Below are 21663 nucleotides of genomic sequence, written 5' to 3'. Positions count from 1 at the left end.
GTTTTGTACCGCGCGGGTGAGAGCGGTGGAGCGATCAGGCAGATGAGCATTTCTCTTGCAGCCACGGCCCCAGGCCGCGCGGCTGTCGTCCGTCGTCATCCTGCGGTCATTGCCGCCGCGTCCTTCATCCCGCCCCTTCAGCCCCGGCGCACGAGCGTCGCGAGCACGGCCGCCCGTGGCCAGGAGAATCCCCGATGAGCGAATCCGTGGAAAAGGACGAGCGTCACCGCGCACGCATGCAGCGCAAGAAAGCGGTGATCGACGAAATGATCGCCCAGGCGCAGGACGAGCGCGGCGTGCTGCTGGTGCTCACCGGCAATGGCAAGGGCAAGAGCAGCTCGGCCTTCGGCATGCTCGCCCGCGCCCTCGGCCACGGCATGAAGGCGGGTGTGGTGCAGTTCATCAAGGGCGCCGCCAGCACCGGCGAGGAAGCCTTCTTCCGCCGCTTCCCCGAGGAAGTCCGCTACCACGTGATGGGCGAGGGCTTCACCTGGGAGACCCAGGACCGCCAGCGCGACATCGAAAAGGCTCAGCAGGCCTGGGACGTTGCCCGCGAGCTGCTGACCGATCCGGCCGTCAGCCTGATCGTCTTCGACGAACTGAACATCGCCCTCAAGCACGGCTACCTGGAGTTGGAGACGGTGCTCGCGGATATCGCCGCGCGCCCCGCGCACCAGCATGTGATCGTCACCGGCCGCGCCGCGCAGCCTGGGATGATCGAGGCCGCCGACACCGTCACCGAGATGGGCCTGGTCAAGCACGCCTTCAAGGCCGGGATCAAGGCGCAGAAAGGGGTGGAGTTCTGATGCCGCAGGCGCGCCAGTGCCCGGCGCTGCTGATCGCCGCGCCGGCCTCCGGGCAGGGCAAGACCACCGTCACCGCCGCCCTGGCTCGCCTGCATGCGCGACAGGGGCGCAAGGTGCGGGTGTTCAAGGTCGGCCCGGACTTCCTCGACCCGATGATCCTCGCCCGCGCCAGTGGTGCGCAGGTCTACCAGCTCGATCTGTGGATGGTTGGCGAGGCGCAGAGCCGACGGCTGCTCTGGGAAGCGGCGGGAGACGCCGACCTGATCCTCATCGAGGGCGTGATGGGCCTGTTCGACGGCACGCCGTCCGCTGCCGATCTCGCGCGCACCTTCGATGTGCCGGTGCTCGGCGTGATCAACGGCCAGGCCATGGCGCAGACCTTCGGCGCCCTCGCCGTGGGCCTCGCCACTTACCAGCCGGGGCTGCCGTTCTCCGGCGTACTCGGCAACCGTGTCGGCAGCCAGCGCCACAGCGACCTGCTGCGCGAAAGCCTGCCGGAGTGGATTCGCTGGTACGGCGCCTTGCCGCGCAGCGCCGATCTGGAGTTGCCCAGCCGCCACCTCGGTCTGGTGCAGGCTGACGAACTGGCCGACCTCGACGCCCGCCTGGACGCCGCCGCCGATGCGTTGGCCGCGAGCAGCGCGGTGGACCTGCCGCCGCCGGTGGCCTTTGCCCCGCCAACCGAGCATGGGGTGTCGCCGTCGCTGGCCGGCGTGCGCATCGGCGTGGCCCGTGACTCGGCATTCGCCTTCCTCTACCAGGCCAACCTCGACCTGTTGCGTGAGCTGGGCGCCGAACTGGAATTCTTCTCGCCGCTGCACGACGAGCACCTGCCGGAGGTGGACAGCCTGTACCTGCCCGGCGGCTACCCCGAGCTGCATTTGCCGCAGCTGGAAAACAACCGCGCCATGGCCGATGCCATCCGCGCCCATCACGCCGACGGCAAGCCGTTGCTCGCCGAATGCGGCGGCATGCTCTACCTGCTCGACCACCTGACCGACGCCAATGGCTTGTGCGGCCAGTTGCTCGGCCTGCTGCCCGGCCGCGCCACGCTGCAAAAAAGGCTGGCTGCCCTTGCGCTGCAGGAAGTCGAGCTGCCGGAGGGGCCGCTGCGCGGTCACACCTTCCACCATTCGCTGCTGGATACCGAGGTGGAGCCTGCCTTGCGCGGCACTTGCCCGAACGCCAAGCCGGTGGCCGAGGCGGTGTTCCGCCTGGGCCGGCTGACGGCTTCGTACATCCACTTCTACCTGCCGTCCAACCCGGCGGCGGCCGCCGCGATCTTCCGCCCATGAGCGAACACGCCTACAGCGCCGAAGAGCGCGCCGCCCTCTACCGGACCATCGCCGAGCGCCGCGACATGCGTCACTTCAGCGGTGGCGAGGTCGCGCCCGAATTGCTGGCGCGCCTGCTCGAAGCTGCGCACCAGGCGCCGAGCGTCGGCCTGATGCAACCCTGGCGCTTCATTCGCATCACCCGTCCCGAGCTGCGCGAGGCCATCCACGGTCTGGTGGAAGAGGAGCGGGTGAAGACCGCCGAGGCGCTGGGCGAGCGTTCCGACGACTTCATGAAGCTCAAGGTCGAGGGCGTCCGCGACTGCGCCGAACTGCTGGTGGCGGCGCTGATGGATGGCCGCGAGGCCCATGTCTTCGGCCGCCGCACCCTGCCGCAGATGGACGTGGCCTCGCTGTCCTGCGCCATCCAGAACCTCTGGCTGGCGGCGCGCGCCGAAGGGCTGGGGATGGGCTGGGTGTCGTTGTTCGATCCCGCCGCTTTGGGCGAACTGCTCGGTCTGCCGGAAGGCAGCGAGGCGGTTGCGGTGCTTTGCCTGGGGCCGGTACGCGAGTTCTACCCGGCGCCGATGCTCGCCCTGGAAGGCTGGCGCCAGCCGCGCCCGCTGGCGGATTTGTTGTACGAGAACCACTGGGGAGAACACCCATGAGCCTGGCCCTTTTGAGCGTATTGGGCGTGTCCCTGGACAGCCTGCTGGGCGAGCCGAAACGCTGGCACCCGCTGGTCGCCTTCGGTCGTTTCGCCAATCGCCTGGAACGCCGTTTCAACGGCCCGCGCGATGGGCTCGCAGCAGACGCGCCCGGCCTTGGCTGGCGCAGCCATGGCGTCACCGCCTGGGCCTTGGCGGTGCTGCCGCTGACGCTGGTCGCCTGGCTACTTACGCTGATTCCGCATATCGGCTGGCTGGTCGAAGCCGTGGCGCTGTATGCCGCCATTGGCCTGCGCAGCCTGGGCGAGCATGCCGAGCCGGTGGCGCGAGCGCTGCGCCAGGGCGACCTGCCCGAAGCGCGCCTGCGTGTGGGCTACATGGTCAGCCGCGAAACCGCCGAGCTGGATGCCAGCGCGGTGGCCAAGGCAGCGACCGAGTCCGTGCTGGAGAACGGCAGCGATGCGGTCTTCGCTGCGCTCTTCTGGTTCGCCTTGGCCGGTGCACCGGGCGTGGTGCTCTATCGTCTGAGCAACACCCTCGACGCCATGTGGGGCTACCGCAACCCGCGCTTCGAGCGCTTCGGCTGGGCGGCGGCCAAGATCGACGACGTACTCAACTACATCCCCGCGCGGCTCGTGGCGCTGACCTACGCGCTGCTCGGCAACACCCGCCTGGCCCTGCGCAGCTGGCGCGAGCAGGCGCCGCAGTGGGACAGCCCCAACGCCGGCCCGGTGATGGCTGCCGGAGCCGGTGCGCTCGGCGTGCAGCTGGGCGGCAATGCCGTCTACCACGGCGAACTGCACGAGCGTCCGCAGCTGGGCGCCGGCTCCGCGCCGGGCGCTGGCGACATCTGGCGCGCGCTCGCTCTGGTCCGCCAGGGCGTGCTGCTCTGGCTGCTGGCGATCCTCGGCGCGGGAGTGCTGCTGCATGCTTGAGCACGGCGGACGCCTGCGCGCGGCGGCGCAGCGCTACGGCATCGAGCTGCGCGACTGGCTCGACCTGTCCACCGGGATCGCGCCCTGGCCCTGGCCGCTGCCGGCGATTCCTTCGAGCCTCTGGCAACGACTGCCGGAAGACGACGATGGGCTGGAGCAGGCTGCGCGCGACTACTACCAATGCGACTCGCTGTTGCCGCTCTCCGGCAGCCAGGCGGCGATCCAGGCCTTGCCGCGCCTGCGTGCGGCGGGGCGAATCGGCGTGCTCGCGCCTTGCTATGCCGAGCACGCGGCAGCCTGGCAGCGTCACGGTCACGAAGTTATCGAGCTCGCCGACGAGCAGGTGGACGGGCTGATCGACCAGCTCGACGTGCTGCTGCTGGTCAACCCGAACAACCCCACGGGCCGCCGCCTCGACGCCGAGCGCCTGCTGGATTGGCATGCCCGCCTGCGGGCGCGCGGCGGCTGGCTAGTCGTCGACGAAGCCTTCATGGACTGCACCCCGCAGCACAGCCTGCTGCCGCGGGCCGGCGGCGAGCCGGGGCTGATCGTGCTGCGTTCGCTGGGCAAGTTCTTCGGCCTGGCCGGTGCGCGGCTGGGCTTCGCTTTCGCCGAAGCCGTGTTGCTGGATCAACTGGCCGAGCTGCTCGGTCCCTGGACCGTCAGCGGGCCGACCCGCTGGGTGGCGCGCGCGGCGCTGGCCGATGTCGGTACCCAGCAAACCCGGCGTGGTGAATTGGGCGAAGCTGGCGTGCGCCTGGCCGGGTTGCTGCGTGGGCACGGCCTGGCTGCGCAGGGCACGGCGCTGTTCCAGTGGCTCGCTTATCCACAAGCCGCCGAGCTGCATGAACACCTGGCGCGTCGAGGCATTCTCGTCCGCCTTTTCGATACGCCGCCGAGCCTGCGCTTCGGCCTGCCGCCGGACGAAGCCGGCTGGGCGCGCCTGGACCAGGCCCTCGGCGAATGGAGACCCGCATGACCACCCTGATGGTGCAAGGCACCACCTCCGATGCCGGCAAGAGCACCCTGGTGACCGCGCTGTGCCGCTGGCTGCAGCGCCAGGGCGTGGCGGTGGCGCCGTTCAAGCCGCAGAACATGGCGCTGAACAGCGCGGTGACCGCCGACGGCGGCGAGATCGGCCGCGCCCAGGCGGTGCAGGCCCAGGCCTGCCGGCTGGCGCCGCACACCGACATGAACCCGGTGCTGCTCAAGCCAAACAGCGACATAGGCGCGCAGATCATCATCCACGGCCGCGCGGTGACCAGCATGGATGCCGCCGCCTACCACGACTACAAGCGTGTCGCGATGCAGGCTGTGCTGGAGTCGCACCAGCGCCTGAGCGGCGCCTATGACGTGGTGATGGTGGAAGGCGCGGGCTCGCCAGCGGAGATCAACCTGCGCGCCAACGACATCGCCAACATGGGCTTCGCCGAGGCGGTGGACTGTCCGGTGATCCTCGTCGCCGACATCGACCGCGGTGGTGTCTTCGCCCATCTGGTCGGCACCCTGGAGCTGCTCTCCGACAGCGAGCGGGCGCGGGTGAAGGGCTTCGTCATCAACCGCTTCCGTGGCGATATCGCGCTGCTGCAGCCAGGACTCGACTGGCTGGAAGAGCGCACCGGCATCCCGGTGCTGGGCGTGCTGCCGTACCTGATGGACTTCCACCTGGAAGCCGAGGACGCCATCGACACCCGCCAGGCCGCGAAGGACGGCGAGCGCCTGAAGGTGGTGGTGCCGGTGCTGCCACGCATCAGCAACCACACCGACTTCGATCCGCTGCGCCTGCACCCGCAGGTGGATCTGACGTTCGCCGGCCCCGGCCAGAAGATGCCGGCCGCCGACCTGATCATCCTGCCTGGCTCGAAGAGCGTGCGCGCCGACCTGGCCCTCCTCCGCGCCCAGGGCTGGGACGCCGCCATCGAGCGGCACCTGCGCTACGGCGGCAAGTTGCTGGGCATCTGCGGCGGGCTGCAGATGCTCGGGCGAACGCTGGCCGACCCGCACGGCCTCGAAGGCGCGGCGGGGGAGAGCGCCGGCCTCGGCTGGCTCGATCTGCACACCGTGCTGGAGCCGGAGAAACAGTTGCGCAACGTGCGTGGCCGCCTGGCGCTGGATGACGCCGAAGTGGGCGGCTACGAGATTCACGCTGGCGTCACTTCGGGGACTGCGCTGGAGCGCCCGGCGGTGCGGCTCGACGACGGCCGCTGCGATGGCGCCCTGAGTGCCGATGGCCAGGTGATGGGCACCTACCTGCATGGCCTGTTCGAGTCCTCCGCCGCCTGCGCCGCGTTGCTGCGCTGGGCGGGGCTGGGTGAGGTGGCGGAGCTGGACTACCAGGCCCTGCGCGAGCGCGACATCGAGCGCCTGGCCGACCAGGTCGAGGCGCAGTTGGATACCGAGCGGTTGAGGGCGTTATGTCGGTTGGCCTGACGCGCTTTTCTGGGTCCCCGCGTGCGCGGGGAAGACGCCTGGGGTACGCGCTTGAAGATTCGTCATCCCCGCGAACGCGGGGACCCAATAAAGAGCACCCGAATGCTTGAACTCATCCTCGGCGGCGCCCGCTCCGGCAAGAGCCGCCTGGCCGAGCGCCTGGCGCGCGACAGCGGTTTGCCGGTCACCTATTTCGCCACTGCCCAGGCCGGCGATGGCGAGATGAGCTCGCGCATCCTTCAGCACCGCGAGCGCCGCCCCGCCGAATGGGGCCTGGTCGAAGAACCGTTGCGCTTGGCGCAGGCGTTGCGCGAGCACGCCGCACCGAATCGTTGCCTGCTGGTGGACTGCCTGACCCTGTGGGTGACCAACCTGCTGCTCGCCGACGACGGCGCGCACCTGCAACACGAGATCAACGAGCTGCTGGCCACGCTGCCTGCCCTGCCGGGGCGGATCATCCTGGTCAGCAACGAAACCGGACTGGGCGTGGTGCCGCTGGGCGAACTGACCCGCCGCTACGTCGACGAAGCCGGCTGGCTGCACCAGGCCGTCGCCGAATGCAGCGAGCGGGTGGTCTTCACCGTCGCCGGCCTGCCCATGACCCTCAAGGGAGAACCCGTATGAGCCTGCAGTGGTGGCGCGAGCCGTGCCAACCCGTGGACCGCGTGGCGCGCGACAAAGCTGCCGCACGCCAGGACCAGCTGACCAAACCGCGCGGTGCGCTGGGGCGGCTGGAAGAAGTCGCCATCCAGCTCGCCGGCCTGCAGGGCCGCGAGCGGCCGAGCCTGAATCGCCCGTGGATCGCGCTGTTCGCCGGCGACCACGGCGTGGTGGAAGAGGGCGTGTCGGCCTATCCACAGGCGGTGACCGTCGAGATGCTGCGCAACTTCGTGCGCGGCGGTGCGGCCATCAGCGTGCTGGCGCGCAACCTGGATGCCCGCCTGGAAGTCATCGACCTCGGCACCGCCGTGCCCCTGGAGCCGCTGCCCGGCGTGCTGCACCTGATGCTCGGCGCCGGCACCCTGAACTTTGCCCGCGAGCCGGCGATGACCGCTGCCCAGGCACTGCTCGCCCTGGAAGCCGGGCGTGAGTCGGTGCGCCGAGCGCAGCAGGCCGGCAGCGAACTCTTCATCGGCGGCGAGATGGGTATCGGCAATACCACCTGCGCTGCCGCCCTGGCTTGCGGTCTGCTCGGCGAGCGCGCCGTGACCCTGGTCGGTCCGGGCACCGGGCTGGATGAGAAGGGCGTGGCGCACAAGGCCGAAGTGATCGAGAGCGCCCTGGCCCTGCACGGCGAGCATTGCGCCGATCCCTTCGAGGCACTGTGCCGTCTCGGCGGCTTCGAGGTGGCGGCGCTGGCCGGCGCCTACCTGGCGTGCGCGCAGAAGGGCATGGTCGCGCTGGTGGACGGATTCATCTGCAGCGTCGCCGCATTACTGGCGGTGCGCCTGAACCCGCAATGCCGCGACTGGCTGCTGTTCGCCCACAACGGCGCCGAGCCGGGTCACCGTCGCGTACTCGCAGTGCTGGAAGCGCAGCCGTTGCTCGACCTCGGCCTGCGCCTGGGCGAGGGCAGCGGCGCCGCCCTGGCAGTGCCGCTGCTGCGCCAGGCCTGCCAGCTGCACGGTGAGATGGCTACCTTCGCCGAGGCGGCGGTGTCCGACCGCCCGGCATGAGCCTGCGCCTCGACCTGCTGCGCCACGGCGAGACCGAGCTCGGCGGCGGCTTTCGCGGTCGCCTGGACGACGAGCTGACCGCGCAGGGCTGGGCGCAAATGCGTGCCGGCATCGGCGATGCGCGGCCGTGGGACGCGCTGGTCAGCTCGCCGCTGCGGCGTTGTGCGGCATTCGCCGAGCGACTGGCCGCCGACAGCGGCCTTCCTTTGCAGCTGGAAGCGGACCTGCGCGAGCTCGACTTCGGCGAGTGGGAGGGGCTTTCCGCGGCTACGCTGATGGAGAGTGATGGCGAAGCACTGGCCCGCTTCTGGGCCGACCCCTATGCCTTTTATCCGCCGGGCGGCGAGCCGTTGCCGGCGTTCGAAGCGCGGGTCGACGCAGCCTTGCAGCGACTGTACGCGGCGCATGCCGGACAGCACCTGTTGCTGCTGACCCACGGCGGGGTGATGCGTCTGCTCGGCGCCCGCGCCCAGGGGCTGGCGCGCGAGCAACTGCTGCAGGTGAGCGTCGCCCACGGTGAGCTGCTGAGGCTGCGCGTTGAACCGCGCGCCGGTGGCTGGGACATTCGACCGGTCGAGCCCGAGGACGCGAGCACGCCCCGATGAGCAACCTGTACCTGCCGCTGATCGCCCTGCAGTTCCTCACGCGCCTGCCGATTCGCCTGGGCGAGGCGCCGACGCCCGAGCAGTTCGGCCGGGCGACGCTGTTCTATCCGCTGGTCGGGCTGTTGATGGGCGCCGCGCTGGGCGGCCTAGGCTGGTGGCTGGGCGATACCCTGGGGGCGTTGCATGCGGCCCTGATCCTGGCGGCGTGGGTCGCCTTCAGTGGCGCGCTACACCTCGACGGCCTGGCCGACACGGCAGATGCCTGGGTCGGCGGCCTGGGCGACCGCGAACGCACCCTGGCGATCATGAAGGACCCGCGCAGCGGCCCGGTGGCCGTGGTGGTGCTGGTGATGATCCTGCTGCTGAAGTTCGCCGCGATCCTCACGCTTCTGGAGAAAGGCCACCTGTGGCCACTGCTGCTGGCGCCCTGGCTGGCGCGCACCGCGCTGCCGCTGCTGTTCCTCACCACGCCCTACGCCCGCCCCGGCGGCCTCGGCCAGGCGCTGTCCGACCACCTGCCGCGCCGCGCGCTGCCCTGGATGCTGGCGCTGAACGTGGTGCTGATGCCGCTCACCGGCCTGACGGGCGTAGTAGCCATAGTAGTGGCGCTGGCCGTGTTCATCTGGTGGCGCAGCCGCCTGATGGCGCGCCTGGACGGCACCACCGGCGACACCGCCGGGGCGCTGGTCGAGCTGGTCGAATGTGCGGTACTGGTGGCGTTGGCGATCTGAGGGGCGGTGTGGCTTGTCGCGGGCCATGCCCGCGATTCGCGGACAAGAGCTAGGCGTCCCCGACCCTCCTACAAGGGAAGCATCGTGCCGTGCGGTTCGCGGATAAATCCGCTCCTACGAAGAGCGCACGCGCGCTTCGCTCTTGGGATTTCCAGAGAAACATCCGCGCGCGCCGAACGCCCCTTACAGAAGGCCGAGCTAAGCCCACGCAGAGGAGGTTGCGCGACATGGATGTCGCAAAAGCCCCGACCAGTACAGGGACGTACTGTCGGGGCGGGCCTCCGGGTGCGTGGGGATGTGCGAGGGAAGTCCGGCTCCGCCGGACCCGTATGTCGGGGCAAGCGCTTTGGTTACTTTCTGGCGTTTGAGAAAGTGACTCGCCCGAGGGGGCGAAACAAGAAATTTCAACGCACGCCTAAGCGGCGCAGAAACACCCAAGCCAAAAGCGCTTCTGGGTCCCCGCGTTCGCGGGGATGACGTTGGGAGGATGCGGCGTTGCTATGTAGGGCACAGGGCCTATAAGCCTCCGGCTTATCCGCCGTTTAACCATGGCTGCCGGTCCGCTCGAGGTTGAACGGGGCGATCCGAAAGCGTCAGGTTCAGCCCTGGCAGGGCGATGAGGCCCGTGTAACGGCGTACAACCGCGAACGGTTGTACGCCCTACGCTCACCCCAACGTATCCGGCGGCGCCTCGTAGCTCCCCGACTCGTAGCTCACCCCATGCCGCACCTTCGGTGGCGCGTCGCCGACATGCAGGCTCGCGACGTTGTCGATGATCGTCTTGTCCTCGAGGGTCAGGCGGTCGAGCATCCTCAGGTGGCCGATCCAGTTGTCCACCAGGAACAGCTCCTGCCAGGACTCCTGGTCGCTGACGTCGCGGTACAGCGACCAGCGTTCGGCGCCGTTGCGCAGGCGCAGGCGGCGCAGCGGCTTGGCGGCGCGGACGAAGTCGCGGGTGCGTTCGGCCGGGATGCGATACTCGATACTCACCAGCACGGCGCCGCGCTGTTCGTCGAAGGCGAAGCTCGGTTGTCCCGGACGCGGTGCCGGCGCGCGGGCGATGCCTCCGGGGTCGAGCTCCGGCAGGCGCGAGTTGTAGAGCAGCGCCACCGAGATCAGCAGCAGGCAGCCCGCGGCGAGCATTGCGCCTTGAACGCCCATGGTCTCGGCGAAGTGGCCCCAGAGGAACGAACCCGCCGCCAGGCCGCCGTAGATCGCGGTCTGGTAGAGCGCCAGGGCGCGCGCCTTGACCCAGTCGGGCACGAGGATCTGCACCGCCGAGTTGTAGCTGGCCACCGCGGCGATCCAGCAGGTGCCGCCGAGGATCAGGGCCGGGAACAGTATCCAGAGGTTGTCCACCGCGCCGAGCACCAGCAGCACCAGGCCCAGGGTGCCGCCGCCCAGGCTGATAAGGCGGCTGGTGCCGATGTGCCGGCGCAGGCGGCCGACCAGGGTGCTGCCGAGGATGGCGCCCAGGCCCAGGGCGCCGAGCATGTAGCCGTACACCGAGGCGCTGCCGTCCGGGTTGCGGTGCGCCAGCAGCGGCAGCAGCGCCCAGACCGCGCTGGCGGACAGGCCGAACACCGCCGAGCGCAGCATCACCAGGCGGGTGACGCTGGAGTACTGGGTGAAGCGTAGCGCCGCCACCACGCCCTCGAGGAGGTGCTCCGGCGGCAGGCTGCGCTTGGGTACGTCGCGGCGCCATTGCCAGATCGCCCAGATCAGCGAGGCGTAGCACAGGCAGTTGAAGAGGAAGACCCAGGGAGCACCGGTGACCGACAGCAGCAGGCCGCCGATGGCCGGGCCGACAGCGCGAGCGACGTTGTAGTTGACGCTGTTGAGCAGCACCGCGTCGCCCACCAGGCGCGCCGGCACTTGTTCGTTCACCGCCGCCTGCCAGGCCGGGATGGTGATGGAACTGCCCAGCGACAGCCAGAGGATCGACAGGATCAGCATCAGCGGGTCGAGGTAGCCGAGGAATGCCAGCAGCGTCACCAGCGCCGCGCCGGACAGTTCGATCGACAAGCCGATGAGCATGATCTTGCGGCGGTCGTGGTTGTCCGCCAGCACCCCGGAAAGGATCGACAGCAGCACCAGCGGCAGCGCCGAGGCGACCTGGATCATCGCCACCATCAGCGGGCTGGCGTGGGCCTCGGTGACCACCCAGGCGGCGGCCACCGATTGCGCCCAGGTGCCCAGGTTGGCGAACAGGTTGCAGATCCAGATGATGCGGAAGGCAGCGATGGAGAAGGGCGCGAGCACGCCGCTGCGTTGCGGTTCGGGGTCGTTCTGCAGCGGCAGGTCGTGCTTGGGCGAAACGGATTGCAGCATGGGGTGAGTCCTTGTGCGGAGCGGCCGGCGCCGTTGGTCGCGCGTCGGCCCGCCATGCCGGGGAAGTGTAGTGGCCGGCATCGCGGGTGCCATTGATGATGGTCAGGCATGGCGCTATCGGTGACTTGCGCTGGCCCGCCGCGGCTGGGCCGGCGCCGGCAGGGTTGCTAGGCTGCGCGGCAAAAAACAACAAGGGAATCTCGATGAATCGCCTGACCCGCCTGGCCCTGCTGTCGTCCCTGCTGCTCCTGCCACGCTGCCTGTGGGCCTGGTCCAATCACGCCATGGGCACCTATGAGGCCCTGGAGAAATTGCCGGCCGTGGCCCAGGCGCCGGCGGTTTCGGTGGAGACGCTGGAGGCCTTCCTCGCCGCCGAAGGCCCGGGGCTCGCGCAACTGCTCGATGAGCAGGAGCGCTTCGCCCGCGAGCACTTCCGCGCCTATCCGTCGCGGCCGGACGACTTGCGCTTCAGTGGTGAGGAACAGGGCGAACGACGCCAGGCCTTCCTCATGGCGCTGCGCCTGAATCCCGAGATCAAGCTGGCCGACGCGATCCAGCCGTTGCCAGGCAACGACCAGCCCGGGCGCCCGCACCTGAAGGCATCGGAGGTGCTGGTGTTCCACGAACTCGCCGGCTGGGCGACCTGGCGTTTCATCGCCTTGCAGCCGGGTGAATCGGTCGCCGCCCTGGCGGTGCTGGCCAGCGCCAGCGACGAGCCGGATTTCGGCCACGACATCCACCTGTTCAGCGACAACCCCGGCGCGGCCGGCCAGCGCTATGGCTTCGGCCCGCAGCCCTTTGGCGATCCGGGCTACGAGTTCAGCTCGCAGGCGCCGTTCCACATGGGCTTCTACCATGAGTCGGCGATCATCTTCGCCGGCGCGCCCTACCTGAAGCGCAGCTGGCCGGAGTGGCGTGCTTACCAGTTCCACGGCCTGGCGCGCTACGCCTTCGAACACGGCCATCCGTACTGGGGCTACCGCTTTCTCGGCTGGTCCCTGCACTACGTCCAGGACCTGACCCAGCCCTACCACAGCACGCCGCTGCCCGGCGAAACCACCACCAGCATGCTGTGGACGGCGGTGAAGGCCATGGCCGGCTTCGATGCCGACAAGAAGGCCGCGATCAGCCGCGTGGCGGCCCGCCACATCGGCATGGAGCACTACCAGCTGGACTGGTTGCTGGAATCGCTGCGCAATCCGCAGGGCGCGGCTTTGCTGATGGCTTACGACGACACGAGCAGCGATGGGGATTACCCGGCGTACTCCAGCGAGTATCCGCGCGAAGTGGTAGCGGCGGAATCGCATGCCCACGCAGCGGCCTTAGATGCGGCAATAGGTCACTGGTTGGCAACAATCCCGGCGAATGCCGGCCAGGGTTTCAGTGCGGGGAATCAGTTGGCGCCGCTGCAGCACGATGCGCAATTGGACGAGCAGTTGCTGGGGTTGCTGAAGGCGTTCGGTGCGCACAGCCGCAACCTGGTGCGTTCGGTGCTGGAGCCTTGAGAGGAGCGGGGAGTGGAGCGGTGCGGGCGACGCGCCGCGAAGGGGGCGTGGACCCTTCGCGGTGGCATCGGGTAGGGCTTAGCCGCCAGTGCAGCCGCTGCCCATGACCTGGTATTCGAGGGTGTGGCGCTGACCCTGGGAATCCTCGTAGGTCATCTGGGCCGGAACGACGCCGCAGACGTTGGAAACATCGGTGGTGGAAACCACGTGGGCGATGTCCAGTTTCATGCCGTAGGTGTATTGCTCGACAGCCGGACTCTGAGGTTGGGCAGCGGCGTCCGCCTGCTCGGCGAGGGCGAGCGAAGAGAAACCGGCCAGGGCCAGAACGACTAGGGCTTTCATGTTTTTACCTGCCTTTTTCCCGAGCGGGAGCCGCATCCGGGCGCACGCGGCCAGGACGAAGATATTCGGCTTCATCGGGAGGGTGTCTTTAGGGAATTTCGATCGGGTTCTTGGGGTGTTTCAGCGCGCTTCGACAGCAAGCAAATGGTAGGTCCGCAGGGCGTCGATTCATATGTCTGGACGCCTTAAATACCTCGTACTAAAAGGCAATAATCCAGCTGTGGCGCGGGTTTGCGGGCGGGGCGGGCGATCTGGCGGCGAGGTTTTCGTGCGGTTGGAGACAGGGCGTGCGAAATCGTCGCCCGTGACCTGGCGTCACAGCCCGAATGCTCTCGTAGGAGCGGACCTTGTCCGCGAATGGTCGTGCAGGAGGTGCCCCTGTAGGAGCGCGCCAGGCGCGCGAATCGCGGACAAGGTCCGCTCCTACGTTGTTGTCTGGGTGATTCCCCTTCGGGCCAGCGCAAGCGCTGTTCGCGATGAAGCCGCGTCCCGCGTTCGCGGGGAAGATGAAGGAGGGCACGAGTCCCAATCCCGTCACTCCCGCGAACGCGGGAGCCCAAAAGACAGTCGCTCCTACAGGGGGCGATGTTCAGCCGCGCAGCGGCGAACTGGGGTCGAGCAGGGACGTGCGGATGAAGTGCAGGTAGCTGCAAGTTCGCCGTAGCGGCGAGGTTTCGAAGTGCGGCGGGCGCGGCTCGTGGGTGGTACGGGTGCAGTAGATGGCGTGCTCGACCGCCGCCAGTGCGCGCAGCCGGTTGTTCTCGCCGGGCTGGATGAACAGCCGGATCAGCGCCCGGCCCATGACGCGGATGGCGTTGCGCCAGGGCATGGTCTCGGCGTACCAGGGCTCGTTTGGCAGGTTGGCCTGCTCGAGACGCAGTTCGATGATCGCGTGGCCCACTTCCTGGACCTGGAACATCCAGCGCAGCAGACGGTGCTGCACGTCGGGGCGCCCGCTGGCGAGGCCGTAGGCCTGGTTTAGGAGGTCGCGGGTGCCGCTCTCGAAACCTGACGACAGGCCCTTCAGCGGATCGCTGATGGTGTGCACCACGCGCATGCGCAGCTCGGTCTCCAGGCGTTTCCACAGCCAGGGGCGGTTGGGCGGGAGTATCACCATCGAGGCGATCACCGCCATGCCCATCGACAGCAGCATGGCCAGGTACTCGTTGATGAAGGTGTAGGCGTCGTAGCGCGCCAGGTTGGCCGGCAGCGAGGCGATGCAGAACCACACCAGCAGGCCGACGCCGTAGCCACTCCACTGCGGCCGCGAGAGGAGGAAGGCGCCGAGGGCGAATACCGGGGCGAGCACGAAGCACAGCAGCGGGAAGCCATCCAGGTGCGGCAGCACGCGGAAGGTCAGGATGAAGCCGAGGGTGGCGCCGAGCAGCGTGCCGAGGGTCAGTTGCAGCGACAGGCGCTTGGGGTTGGGCGAGGCCGAGGACAGCGCGGCGATCAGCACCGAGGTGAGCGTGAAGGTGGCGCCGCTGAGCCACGAGGTTTCGATCCAGAGCACTCCACCGACCAGCACCAGCAGCGCGCAGCGCAGGCCGGCGACGCTCGCGGCCAACGCGTTGGCCTTGGGTGTGAATCGTTCCTTCCAGTGTTCGCGGGCATGCTTGTGCGCGGCCAGCGAGGCGTGGGTCTGGGCGTAGTCGTGGAGGTCGCCGGCGAAGCGGTACAGCAGCTCGGCGGCGGTCTCGAAATCGAGCTGGTCGGCCTCGCGCGGGCAGCTGTGGCCGAGCTTGGCGCGCGCCTCGCGGATCTGCGCCATGAGCTGCTGGCGGCAGTGCTCCAGCTGGGCGGCGAGGAAGGCCGCGTCGGCATCGCGCAGGGGCCGGCCATGCCAGCCGGCGAGCAGGCTGCCGACCTCGACCAGGCACGGCATGAGCACTTCCAGCACGGCGGCGGCCTGGCGTTCGCGCAAGCGATCGAGCAGGCGCTGCAGGGCGTGGAAGCGCGTGGTCAGCTGCATGAACTCGCTGTTCAGGCGCGCCAGGCGGCCGCTGCGCAGGCGCATGTGCGGATCCTCGAAGGCGGTGACGTTGCGCAGGTTCTCCAGGCCCACCGCTTCGGCGGCGATGCGTGCGGCGGCCTGCTCGAAACGTGTGGCGTCGAGGGTGCCTTCGAGGCCGGCGGCGGCCAGCCCGGCGAAGTCGCCGAAGCGGGCATCCAGGGCATTGCGCAGGGCGGCGCTGCTGGTCTGCGGAAAGATCAGCGCGCTGACCAGGCCGGTGCAGAAGATGCCCAGGGTGATCTCCAGCACGCGCCACAACGCCTGCATGAAGGCGCCTTCGGGGTGCAGCGTGGCGGGGATGCCGATCATCACCGCGGTGTAGCCGGCAAGCAGGCAGGCGTAGGCGCGGAAGTCGCGGTAGCGTGCGGCGCCGGCGGTACACAGGCCGACCCAGATCGACACGCAGAGCAGGAAGAGCACGCGCTCCTGGGCGAACAGGGCGATGAAGGTGACCATCACCGTCAGCCCGGCGAGGGTGCCGAGGATGCGGTAGAAACTCTTCGCCAGCACCTGGCCGCTCTGCGGCTGCAGCACGATGAAGGCGCTGACCAGCACGGTGTTCGGCTGCGGCAGTTCGAGGCGGTAGGCCAGCCACAGGGCGGTGAAGGCGGTGATCAGGGTCTTGGCGATGAACACCCAGGTGATGCCGTCACTGCGTGCCCACTCGGCCAGGGCCTGGCGCAGGGCGTTCGCGTCGGGCAGACGCATGCTCAGACTGCTCATGGGACATGCCTCGAGATCGATGCAGGAAGGGCTGGGAAGGTCGAAGGGATAACAGCGGGATGAAGCGCCTGGCACGAATGGCGGAACACAGCTTCGGATCCTGGATACAGCGGGGGCCGCGGTGGGAGGGCGATTCTAGAAGGCGGGCGGAGGCGGGATAAGTTGACGGATGGAAGAATGATTGTTGCCTGATGGAGCAATAATTTTGCCGGGGTCGATGTGCGACAATTCGCCGCCTGTCTTGAGTCTGTAACAAGGTTTTGCTTGGTGGCGAGTGCCGCCGCAAGCCTTGGCTCGCCGACAGGCTTTGAGGAGAAATGATGGACCTGCTGCACAACATGCGTGCCTTTGTCTGTGTCGCCGAGACCGGCAGCTTCACCGCCGCCGCCCAGCGCATGGACCTCACCACGGCCTACGTCTCGCGTACCGTGGCCAAGCTCGAAGCCCACCTGCGTACCCGCCTGCTGCACCGCACCACCCGCCGCATAGCCCTGACCGAGGCCGGCCAGCGCTACCTGCTGCGCTGCCAGCAGATCCTCGGCTACATCGAGGAAGCGGAGGCCGAGGCCAGCGACGCGCACTCGCGTCCGGCCGGCAAGCTCAAGGTGCATGCCATGACCGGGATCGGCCAGCACTACCTGATCAAGGCGATCTCGCGGTACTGCGAGAAGTACGCCGAGGTCGGCTTCGACCTGACCCTGGCCAACCGCACCACCGACATCCTCGACGAGGGCTACGACATCTCGGTGGTGATCGCCCCCGAGCTTCCGGACTCCGGTTTCGTCTCCAAGCAGTTGGGGCAGACCTACAGCGTGCTCTGCGCTGCGCCGGGCTACGTCGCCAGGCACGGCTTCCCTAACGTGCCGGCCGACCTCGCCACGCACCGCTGCCTGCGCCTGGTGAACAACGTGATGTCCCTGGACAAGTGGCTGTTCCACGGCCCGGACGGCGAAGAGCTGGCCCACGTGGACCACACGCACTTCCAGGTCAACACCGCCGACGCCCTGACCGAGGCGGTGGTCGCCGGGATGGGCATAGGCGCGCTGCCGGTGTATTCGGCCGTCGAAGGGCTGCGCAGCGGCAAGCTGGTGCGGGTGATGCCCAACTTCAGCCTGTTCCACCTCAACATCTATGCGCTCTACCCATCGCGGCAGTTCCTCGACGCCAAGATCCGCACCTGGGTCGAGTTCCTGCGCGACTGCATCCCCGGCATGCTCGCCGAGCACGAGCAACTGATGGTCGAGCACAGCGCGCGGCTGCACCCGGCCTCCTGAGGTTCCCTTCCAGCTTCCCTCTCTCCCTGAACGGGGCCTGTGGCGCTTTGTCGCAGGCCCCGTCAGTCGGGCTTATGCGCCTCATCAGTACGAACATGGATTGGTAAGACCATGGTCGTATGGTTCCTACAGACCCCTCTCGCTACAACTTGACGCAACAAAAACAACACTCCGTACCGAGGTAATGCGTCATGACTGCGGCATCCGTGTATCCCGTGCGTCCCGAAGTGGCCGCCAATACCCTGACCGACGAAGCCACCTACAAGAAGCTGTACCAGCAGTCGGTGGTGAACCCGGACGGCTTCTGGCGCGAGCAGGGGCAGCGGGTGGATTGGATCAAGCCCTTCACCAAGGTCAAGCAGACCTCCTTCGACGACCACCACGTCGACATCAAGTGGTTCGCCGACGGCACCCTGAACGTCTCCTACAACTGCCTCGACCGCCATCTCGCCGAACGCGGCGACCAGGTGGCGATCATCTGGGAAGGCGACGACCCCGCCGACCACAAGGAAATCACCTACCGCGAACTGCACGAGCAAGTCTGCAAGTTCGCCAACGCCCTGCGCGGCCAGGACGTGCACCGCGGTGACGTAGTGACCATCTACATGCCGATGATCCCGGAAGCGGTCGTCGCCATGCTCGCCTGCACCCGCATCGGCGCCATCCACTCCGTGGTGTTCGGCGGCTTCTCCCCCGAAGCGCTGGCCGGCCGCATCATCGACTGCCGCTCGAAGATCGTGATCACCGCCGACGAAGGCGTGCGCGGCGGCAAGAAAACCCCGCTGAAGGCCAACGTCGACGACGCCCTGACCAACCCGGAAACCAGCAGCGTGCAGAAGATCATCGTCTGCAAGCGCACCGGCTCCGACATCAAGTGGAACCAGCATCGCGACGTCTGGTACGAAGACCTGATGAAGGTCGCCGGCTCCACCTGCGCGCCGAAGGAAATGGGCGCCGAGGACCCGCTGTTCATCCTCTATACCTCCGGCTCCACCGGTAAGCCCAAGGGCGTGCTGCACACCACTGGCGGCTACCTGGTGTATGCCTCGCTGACCCACGAGCGCGTGTTCGACTACCGCCCCGGCGAAGTCTTCTGGTGCACCGCCGACATCGGCTGGGTCACCGGCCACAGCTACGTGGTCTACGGCCCGCTGGCCAACGGCGCGACCACCGTGCTGTTCGAGGGCGTGCCGAACTACCCGGACATCACCCGCGTCGCCAAGATCGTCGACAAGCACAAGGTCAACATCCTCTACACCGCGCCGACCGCCATTCGCGCCATGATGGCCGAGGGCAAGGCGGCGGTCGCCGGCGCCGACGGCTCCAGCCTGCGCCTGCTGGGTTCTGTGGGCGAGCCGATCAACCCGGAAGCCTGGCAGTGGTACTACGAGACCGTCGGCCAGTCGCGCTGCCCGATCGTCGACACCTGGTGGCAGACCGAAACCGGCGCCTGCCTGATGACCCCGTTGCCGGGTGCCCACGCCATGAAGCCGGGCTCCGCCGCCAAGCCGTTCTTCGGCGTGGTGCCGGCGCTGGTGGACAACCTGGGCAACATCATCGAGGGCGCCGCCGAGGGCAACCTGGTGATTCTCGACTCCTGGCCGGGTCAGGCGCGCACTTTGTTCGGTGACCACGACCGCTTCGTCGACACCTACTTCAAGACCTTCAAGGGCATGTACTTCACCGGCGACGGCGCCCGTCGCGACGAAGACGGCTACTACTGGATCACTGGCCGCGTCGACGACGTGCTCAACGTCTCCGGCCACCGCATGGGCACCGCCGAGATCGAAAGCGCCATGGTCGCCCACCCGAAAGTGGCCGAGGCTGCCGTGGTTGGCGTACCGCACGACATTAAGGGGCAGGGCATCTATGTCTACGTCACCCTGAACGCCGGCGAGGAAGCCAACGAGCAACTGCGCCAGGAGCTCAAGGCCTGGGTGCGCAAGGAGATCGGCCCGATCGCAACCCCGGACGTCATCCAGTGGGCCCCGGGCCTGCCGAAGACCCGCTCGGGCAAGATCATGCGCCGCATCCTGCGTAAGATCGCCACCGCCGAGTACGACGCCCTGGGTGACATCTCCACCCTGGCCGACCCGGGCGTGGTACAGCACCTGGTGGACACCCATCGGGCGATGAAAGCCGCCTGATCCGTCCGTGAAACGAAAACGCCCCGCTTGCCGGGGCGTTTTTCTTTTGGAGCGAACCTTTGGATTCGGGGGTGATAGGAGCCCGACGTCAAGTTGGCATGCTCGACTCGCCCTTCGCGCGGTAACACCTCACACGGAACAGGAGCGCGAAAGTGGGGTCGCCGGGAACATTCGCACAAGTTCAGTGCGCTTTATCTGTAGGGCATTCAGGTGAAACTTCGCTGCAGGCCGCGCCGTTATTGAGGTTATACAAAGTTGGCCCATAACATGCTTTAAGAATTGGTTTTACTATTCATTCCTTGATCACCTAAAATCCCCTCCGTCAAGGCGCTGGCTGCCTCTGTCCGGCGCTTCTGTAATTACTTGTCGCATTGAAGAAATAACCACTCGGGTGCTGTCGCTATCATTCCGCTCACCCTGGTAGGCGTGATTTTCACGAGAAACACGCCACGGCAATGCGCAGAAAACAACAACCTTCACTTCTGCACAGGCAGCCTGGGCCAACCCCCTTTCTCCTGCCAATCGAAGTCCTACCCTCGAAGGAGTCTCTGATGAAGAAGTTCGCACTTCTCGGCGCGCTGGCGCTTTCCGCTCTTACCGCCCTGGCCCACGCCGATGACAAACCGGTGCGTATCGGTATCGAAGCGGCCTACCCGCCGTTCTCCTTCAAGACTCCCGACGGCAAGCTGGCAGGCTTCGACGTGGACATCGGCAACACCCTCTGCGAAGAGATGAAGGTCAAGTGCGTGTGGGTCGAGCAGGAATTCGACGGCCTGATCCCGGCGCTGAAAGTGCGCAAGATCGACGCCATCCTGTCGTCGATGACCATCACCGACGAGCGCAAGAAGTCGGTCGACTTCACCAACAAGTACTACAACACCCCGGCGCGCTTCGTGATGAAGGAGGGCGCCAGCCTCAACGATCCGAAGGCCGACCTCAAAGGCAAGAAGATCGGCGTTCTGCGCGGCAGCACCGCCGATCGCTACGCCACCGCCGAGCTGACTCCGGCCGGCGTCGAGGTCGTGCGCTACAACTCCCAGCAAGAAGCCAACATGGACCTGGTTGCCGGTCGCCTGGACGCCATCGTCGCCGACTCGGTGAACCTGGATGACGGCTTCCTGAAGACCGATGCTGGCAAAGGCTACGCCTTCGTCGGCCCGCAGCTGACCGACGAGAAGTACTTCGGCGAAGGCGTGGGCATCGCCGTGCGCAAGGGCGATAGCGCCCTGGCTGGCAAGTTCAACGATGCCATCACCGCCATCCGCGCCAACGGCAAGTACAAGCAGGTCCAGGACAAGTACTTCAAGTTCGACGTCTACGGCTCGAACTGACGCCTGATCCCGAAGTGGCGCAAACCCGGGCCGAGACCTGAAGTTTGTGCCACTTTTTTATTGGGCGGCGGACGCTGTAGCGACCGCCGCGGACAATCCGGGCTGCGCGCCGCGCAGCCTGCCGATCTGCGCTTGCCCGGACGGCGAGTAGTTCCATGAGGTGCTGACCATGATTCACGGTTACGGGGCGACCATCGTCGACGGCGCTTGGCTGACGCTTCAGCTGGCCCTGCTGTCGATGCTGCTGGCCATAGTGCTTGGCCTGGCGGGTGCGGCCTTCCGCCTTTCGCCAATTCGCTGGCTGGCCTGGCTGGGCGATCTGTACGCCACCGTGATCCGCGGCGTGCCCGACCTGGTGCTGATCCTGCTGATCTTCTACGGCGGCCAGGGCCTGCTCAACTGGATCGCGCCACAGCTGGGTTACGAGGATTACATCGACCTCAACCCGTTCGTGGCTGGTGTCGGTACCCTTGGCTTCATCTTCGGCGCCTACCTCTCGGAAACCTTCCGCGGCGCGTTCATGGCCATCCCCAAGGGCCAGGCCGAAGCCGGTTTCGCCTACGGCATGAGCCACCTGCAGGTGTTCTTCCGTGTGCAGGTGCCGCAGATGATCCGCCTGGCCATCCCCGGCTTCACCAACAACTGGCTGGTACTGGTGAAGGCCACCGCGCTGATCTCGGTGGTCGGCCTGCAGGACATGATGTTCAAGGCCAAGCAGGCCTCCGACGCCACCCGCGAGCCCTTCACCTATTACCTGGCCGTGGCGGCGCTGTACCTGGTCGTCACCACTGTCTCCCTGGTTCTGCTTCGTGTGCTCGAGCGCCGCTATTCGGTCGGCGTGAAAGTCGCGGACCTGTAAGGAGAGGGCATA

General features: G+C 67.6%; 18 protein-coding genes. 15 read left to right on the top strand and 3 right to left on the bottom strand.

What is annotated here, in order from left to right:
- Positions 1-194 precede the first annotated feature (194 nt).
- The 10 genes from cobO (at position 195) to ACA097_RS04980 (ending at position 9125) form a co-directional block, all read left to right on the top strand.
- Entirely contained in the window at positions 195-806 is a 612-nt protein-coding gene (cobO, locus tag ACA097_RS05025) for a cob(I)yrinic acid a,c-diamide adenosyltransferase (RefSeq protein WP_371368873.1), read from the top strand.
- Positions 806-2101, top strand: coding sequence for a cobyrinate a,c-diamide synthase (locus tag ACA097_RS05020; RefSeq protein WP_371368871.1), 1296 nt, complete (start codon positions 806-808; stop codon positions 2099-2101). The genes cobO and ACA097_RS05020 overlap by 1 nt, the downstream gene beginning before the upstream one ends.
- Positions 2098-2748 (top strand): 5,6-dimethylbenzimidazole synthase, encoded by a 651-nt coding sequence (bluB, locus tag ACA097_RS05015; RefSeq protein ID WP_371368869.1) that lies wholly within the window; start codon positions 2098-2100, stop codon positions 2746-2748. Before ACA097_RS05020 ends, bluB begins: the two co-directional genes overlap by 4 nt.
- Entirely contained in the window at positions 2745-3683 is a 939-nt protein-coding gene (gene cbiB, locus ACA097_RS05010; RefSeq protein WP_371368867.1) for an adenosylcobinamide-phosphate synthase CbiB, read from the top strand. Before bluB ends, cbiB begins: the two co-directional genes overlap by 4 nt.
- Positions 3676-4662, top strand: coding sequence for a threonine-phosphate decarboxylase CobD (cobD, locus tag ACA097_RS05005; protein ID WP_043250515.1), 987 nt, complete (start codon positions 3676-3678; stop codon positions 4660-4662). The genes cbiB and cobD overlap by 8 nt, the downstream gene beginning before the upstream one ends.
- On the top strand, positions 4647-6113 hold the full coding sequence (locus tag ACA097_RS05000; RefSeq protein WP_371368864.1) for a cobyric acid synthase: 1467 nt from the start codon (positions 4647-4649) through the stop codon (positions 6111-6113). The genes cobD and ACA097_RS05000 overlap by 16 nt, the downstream gene beginning before the upstream one ends.
- Positions 6114-6215: 102 nt before the next feature.
- The gene (gene cobU, locus ACA097_RS04995; protein ID WP_371368862.1) at positions 6216-6737 is read left to right on the top strand and encodes a bifunctional adenosylcobinamide kinase/adenosylcobinamide-phosphate guanylyltransferase; all 522 of its coding nucleotides are present in this window, start codon (positions 6216-6218) and stop codon (positions 6735-6737) included.
- Positions 6734-7789 carry a nicotinate-nucleotide--dimethylbenzimidazole phosphoribosyltransferase gene (gene cobT / locus ACA097_RS04990; protein ID WP_371368860.1) on the top strand — a complete coding sequence of 352 codons (1056 nt, stop codon included), beginning with the start codon at positions 6734-6736 and terminating at the stop codon, positions 7787-7789. Before cobU ends, cobT begins: the two co-directional genes overlap by 4 nt.
- Positions 7786-8394 (top strand): alpha-ribazole phosphatase family protein, encoded by a 609-nt coding sequence (gene cobC, locus ACA097_RS04985; RefSeq protein ID WP_371368858.1) that lies wholly within the window; start codon positions 7786-7788, stop codon positions 8392-8394. Before cobT ends, cobC begins: the two co-directional genes overlap by 4 nt.
- Positions 8391-9125 carry an adenosylcobinamide-GDP ribazoletransferase gene (locus ACA097_RS04980; RefSeq protein WP_160286202.1) on the top strand — a complete coding sequence of 245 codons (735 nt, stop codon included), beginning with the start codon at positions 8391-8393 and terminating at the stop codon, positions 9123-9125. The genes cobC and ACA097_RS04980 overlap by 4 nt, the downstream gene beginning before the upstream one ends.
- Before the next feature lie 666 nt (positions 9126-9791).
- Here the strand turns inward: ACA097_RS04980 and ACA097_RS04975 are convergent.
- On the bottom strand, positions 9792-11456 hold the full coding sequence (locus ACA097_RS04975) for an MFS transporter (RefSeq protein ID WP_043250529.1): 1665 nt from the start codon (positions 11454-11456) through the stop codon (positions 9792-9794).
- A gap of 203 nt (positions 11457-11659) precedes the next feature.
- On the opposite strand from ACA097_RS04975, the gene ACA097_RS04970 reads away from it, so the two are divergent.
- Positions 11660-12961, top strand: a complete 1302-nt coding sequence (locus tag ACA097_RS04970; protein ID WP_371368855.1) for a phospholipase — start codon at positions 11660-11662, stop codon at positions 12959-12961.
- Between the two features lie 78 nt (positions 12962-13039).
- Here ACA097_RS04970 and ACA097_RS04965 read toward each other — a convergent pair whose 3' ends face one another.
- The gene (locus ACA097_RS04965; RefSeq protein ID WP_043257045.1) at positions 13040-13303 is read right to left on the bottom strand and encodes a DUF2790 domain-containing protein; all 264 of its coding nucleotides are present in this window, start codon (positions 13301-13303) and stop codon (positions 13040-13042) included.
- 589 nt (positions 13304-13892) lie between these two features.
- On the bottom strand, positions 13893-16040 hold the full coding sequence (locus ACA097_RS04960; RefSeq protein WP_371368853.1) for an FUSC family protein: 2148 nt from the start codon (positions 16038-16040) through the stop codon (positions 13893-13895).
- A 320-nt stretch (positions 16041-16360) separates the two neighbouring features.
- Between ACA097_RS04960 and ACA097_RS04955 the strand changes: the two genes are divergently transcribed.
- The 4 genes from ACA097_RS04955 to ACA097_RS04940 all read left to right on the top strand — a co-directional run bounded on the left by ACA097_RS04955 (position 16361) and on the right by ACA097_RS04940 (position 21651).
- Entirely contained in the window at positions 16361-17314 is a 954-nt protein-coding gene (locus ACA097_RS04955) for a LysR family transcriptional regulator (protein WP_043250533.1), read from the top strand.
- Positions 17315-17505: 191 nt separating this feature from the next.
- Entirely contained in the window at positions 17506-19461 is a 1956-nt protein-coding gene (gene acs / locus ACA097_RS04950; protein WP_371368850.1) for an acetate--CoA ligase, read from the top strand.
- Positions 19462-20012: 551 nt separating this feature from the next.
- Positions 20013-20792, top strand: coding sequence for an ABC transporter substrate-binding protein (locus ACA097_RS04945; RefSeq protein WP_160286207.1), 780 nt, complete (start codon positions 20013-20015; stop codon positions 20790-20792).
- Positions 20793-20961: 169 nt separating this feature from the next.
- On the top strand, positions 20962-21651 hold the full coding sequence (locus tag ACA097_RS04940) for an ABC transporter permease (RefSeq protein ID WP_043250543.1): 690 nt from the start codon (positions 20962-20964) through the stop codon (positions 21649-21651).
- Positions 21652-21663: the final 12 nt, after the last annotated feature.

Source organism: Pseudomonas sp. QL9 (assembly GCF_041409665.1).
GTDB classification, from domain to species: domain Bacteria; phylum Pseudomonadota; class Gammaproteobacteria; order Pseudomonadales; family Pseudomonadaceae; genus Pseudomonas; species Pseudomonas knackmussii.
This window is presented reverse-complemented; position numbering and strand designations above follow the sequence as displayed.

Coding starts and splice junctions, on each gene's coding strand:
- ACA097_RS04980 (WP_160286202.1), top strand. CDS start 8,391: ATGAGCAACCTGTACCTGCCGCTGATCGCCCTGCAGTTCCTCACGCGC.
- ACA097_RS04970 (WP_371368855.1), top strand. CDS start 11,660: ATGAATCGCCTGACCCGCCTGGCCCTGCTGTCGTCCCTGCTGCTCCTG.
- cobC (WP_371368858.1), top strand. CDS start 7,786: ATGAGCCTGCGCCTCGACCTGCTGCGCCACGGCGAGACCGAGCTCGGC.
- ACA097_RS05020 (WP_371368871.1), top strand. CDS start 806: ATGCCGCAGGCGCGCCAGTGCCCGGCGCTGCTGATCGCCGCGCCGGCC.
- acs (WP_371368850.1), top strand. CDS start 17,506: ATGACTGCGGCATCCGTGTATCCCGTGCGTCCCGAAGTGGCCGCCAAT.
- ACA097_RS05000 (WP_371368864.1), top strand. CDS start 4,647: ATGGAGACCCGCATGACCACCCTGATGGTGCAAGGCACCACCTCCGAT.
- ACA097_RS04940 (WP_043250543.1), top strand. CDS start 20,962: ATGATTCACGGTTACGGGGCGACCATCGTCGACGGCGCTTGGCTGACG.
- cbiB (WP_371368867.1), top strand. CDS start 2,745: ATGAGCCTGGCCCTTTTGAGCGTATTGGGCGTGTCCCTGGACAGCCTG.
- ACA097_RS04965 (WP_043257045.1), bottom strand. CDS start 13,303: ATGAAAGCCCTAGTCGTTCTGGCCCTGGCCGGTTTCTCTTCGCTCGCC.
- ACA097_RS04955 (WP_043250533.1), top strand. CDS start 16,361: ATGGACCTGCTGCACAACATGCGTGCCTTTGTCTGTGTCGCCGAGACC.
- ACA097_RS04960 (WP_371368853.1), bottom strand. CDS start 16,040: ATGAGCAGTCTGAGCATGCGTCTGCCCGACGCGAACGCCCTGCGCCAG.
- cobU (WP_371368862.1), top strand. CDS start 6,216: ATGCTTGAACTCATCCTCGGCGGCGCCCGCTCCGGCAAGAGCCGCCTG.
- cobO (WP_371368873.1), top strand. CDS start 195: ATGAGCGAATCCGTGGAAAAGGACGAGCGTCACCGCGCACGCATGCAG.
- bluB (WP_371368869.1), top strand. CDS start 2,098: ATGAGCGAACACGCCTACAGCGCCGAAGAGCGCGCCGCCCTCTACCGG.
- ACA097_RS04945 (WP_160286207.1), top strand. CDS start 20,013: ATGAAGAAGTTCGCACTTCTCGGCGCGCTGGCGCTTTCCGCTCTTACC.
- cobT (WP_371368860.1), top strand. CDS start 6,734: ATGAGCCTGCAGTGGTGGCGCGAGCCGTGCCAACCCGTGGACCGCGTG.
- ACA097_RS04975 (WP_043250529.1), bottom strand. CDS start 11,456: ATGCTGCAATCCGTTTCGCCCAAGCACGACCTGCCGCTGCAGAACGAC.
- cobD (WP_043250515.1), top strand. CDS start 3,676: ATGCTTGAGCACGGCGGACGCCTGCGCGCGGCGGCGCAGCGCTACGGC.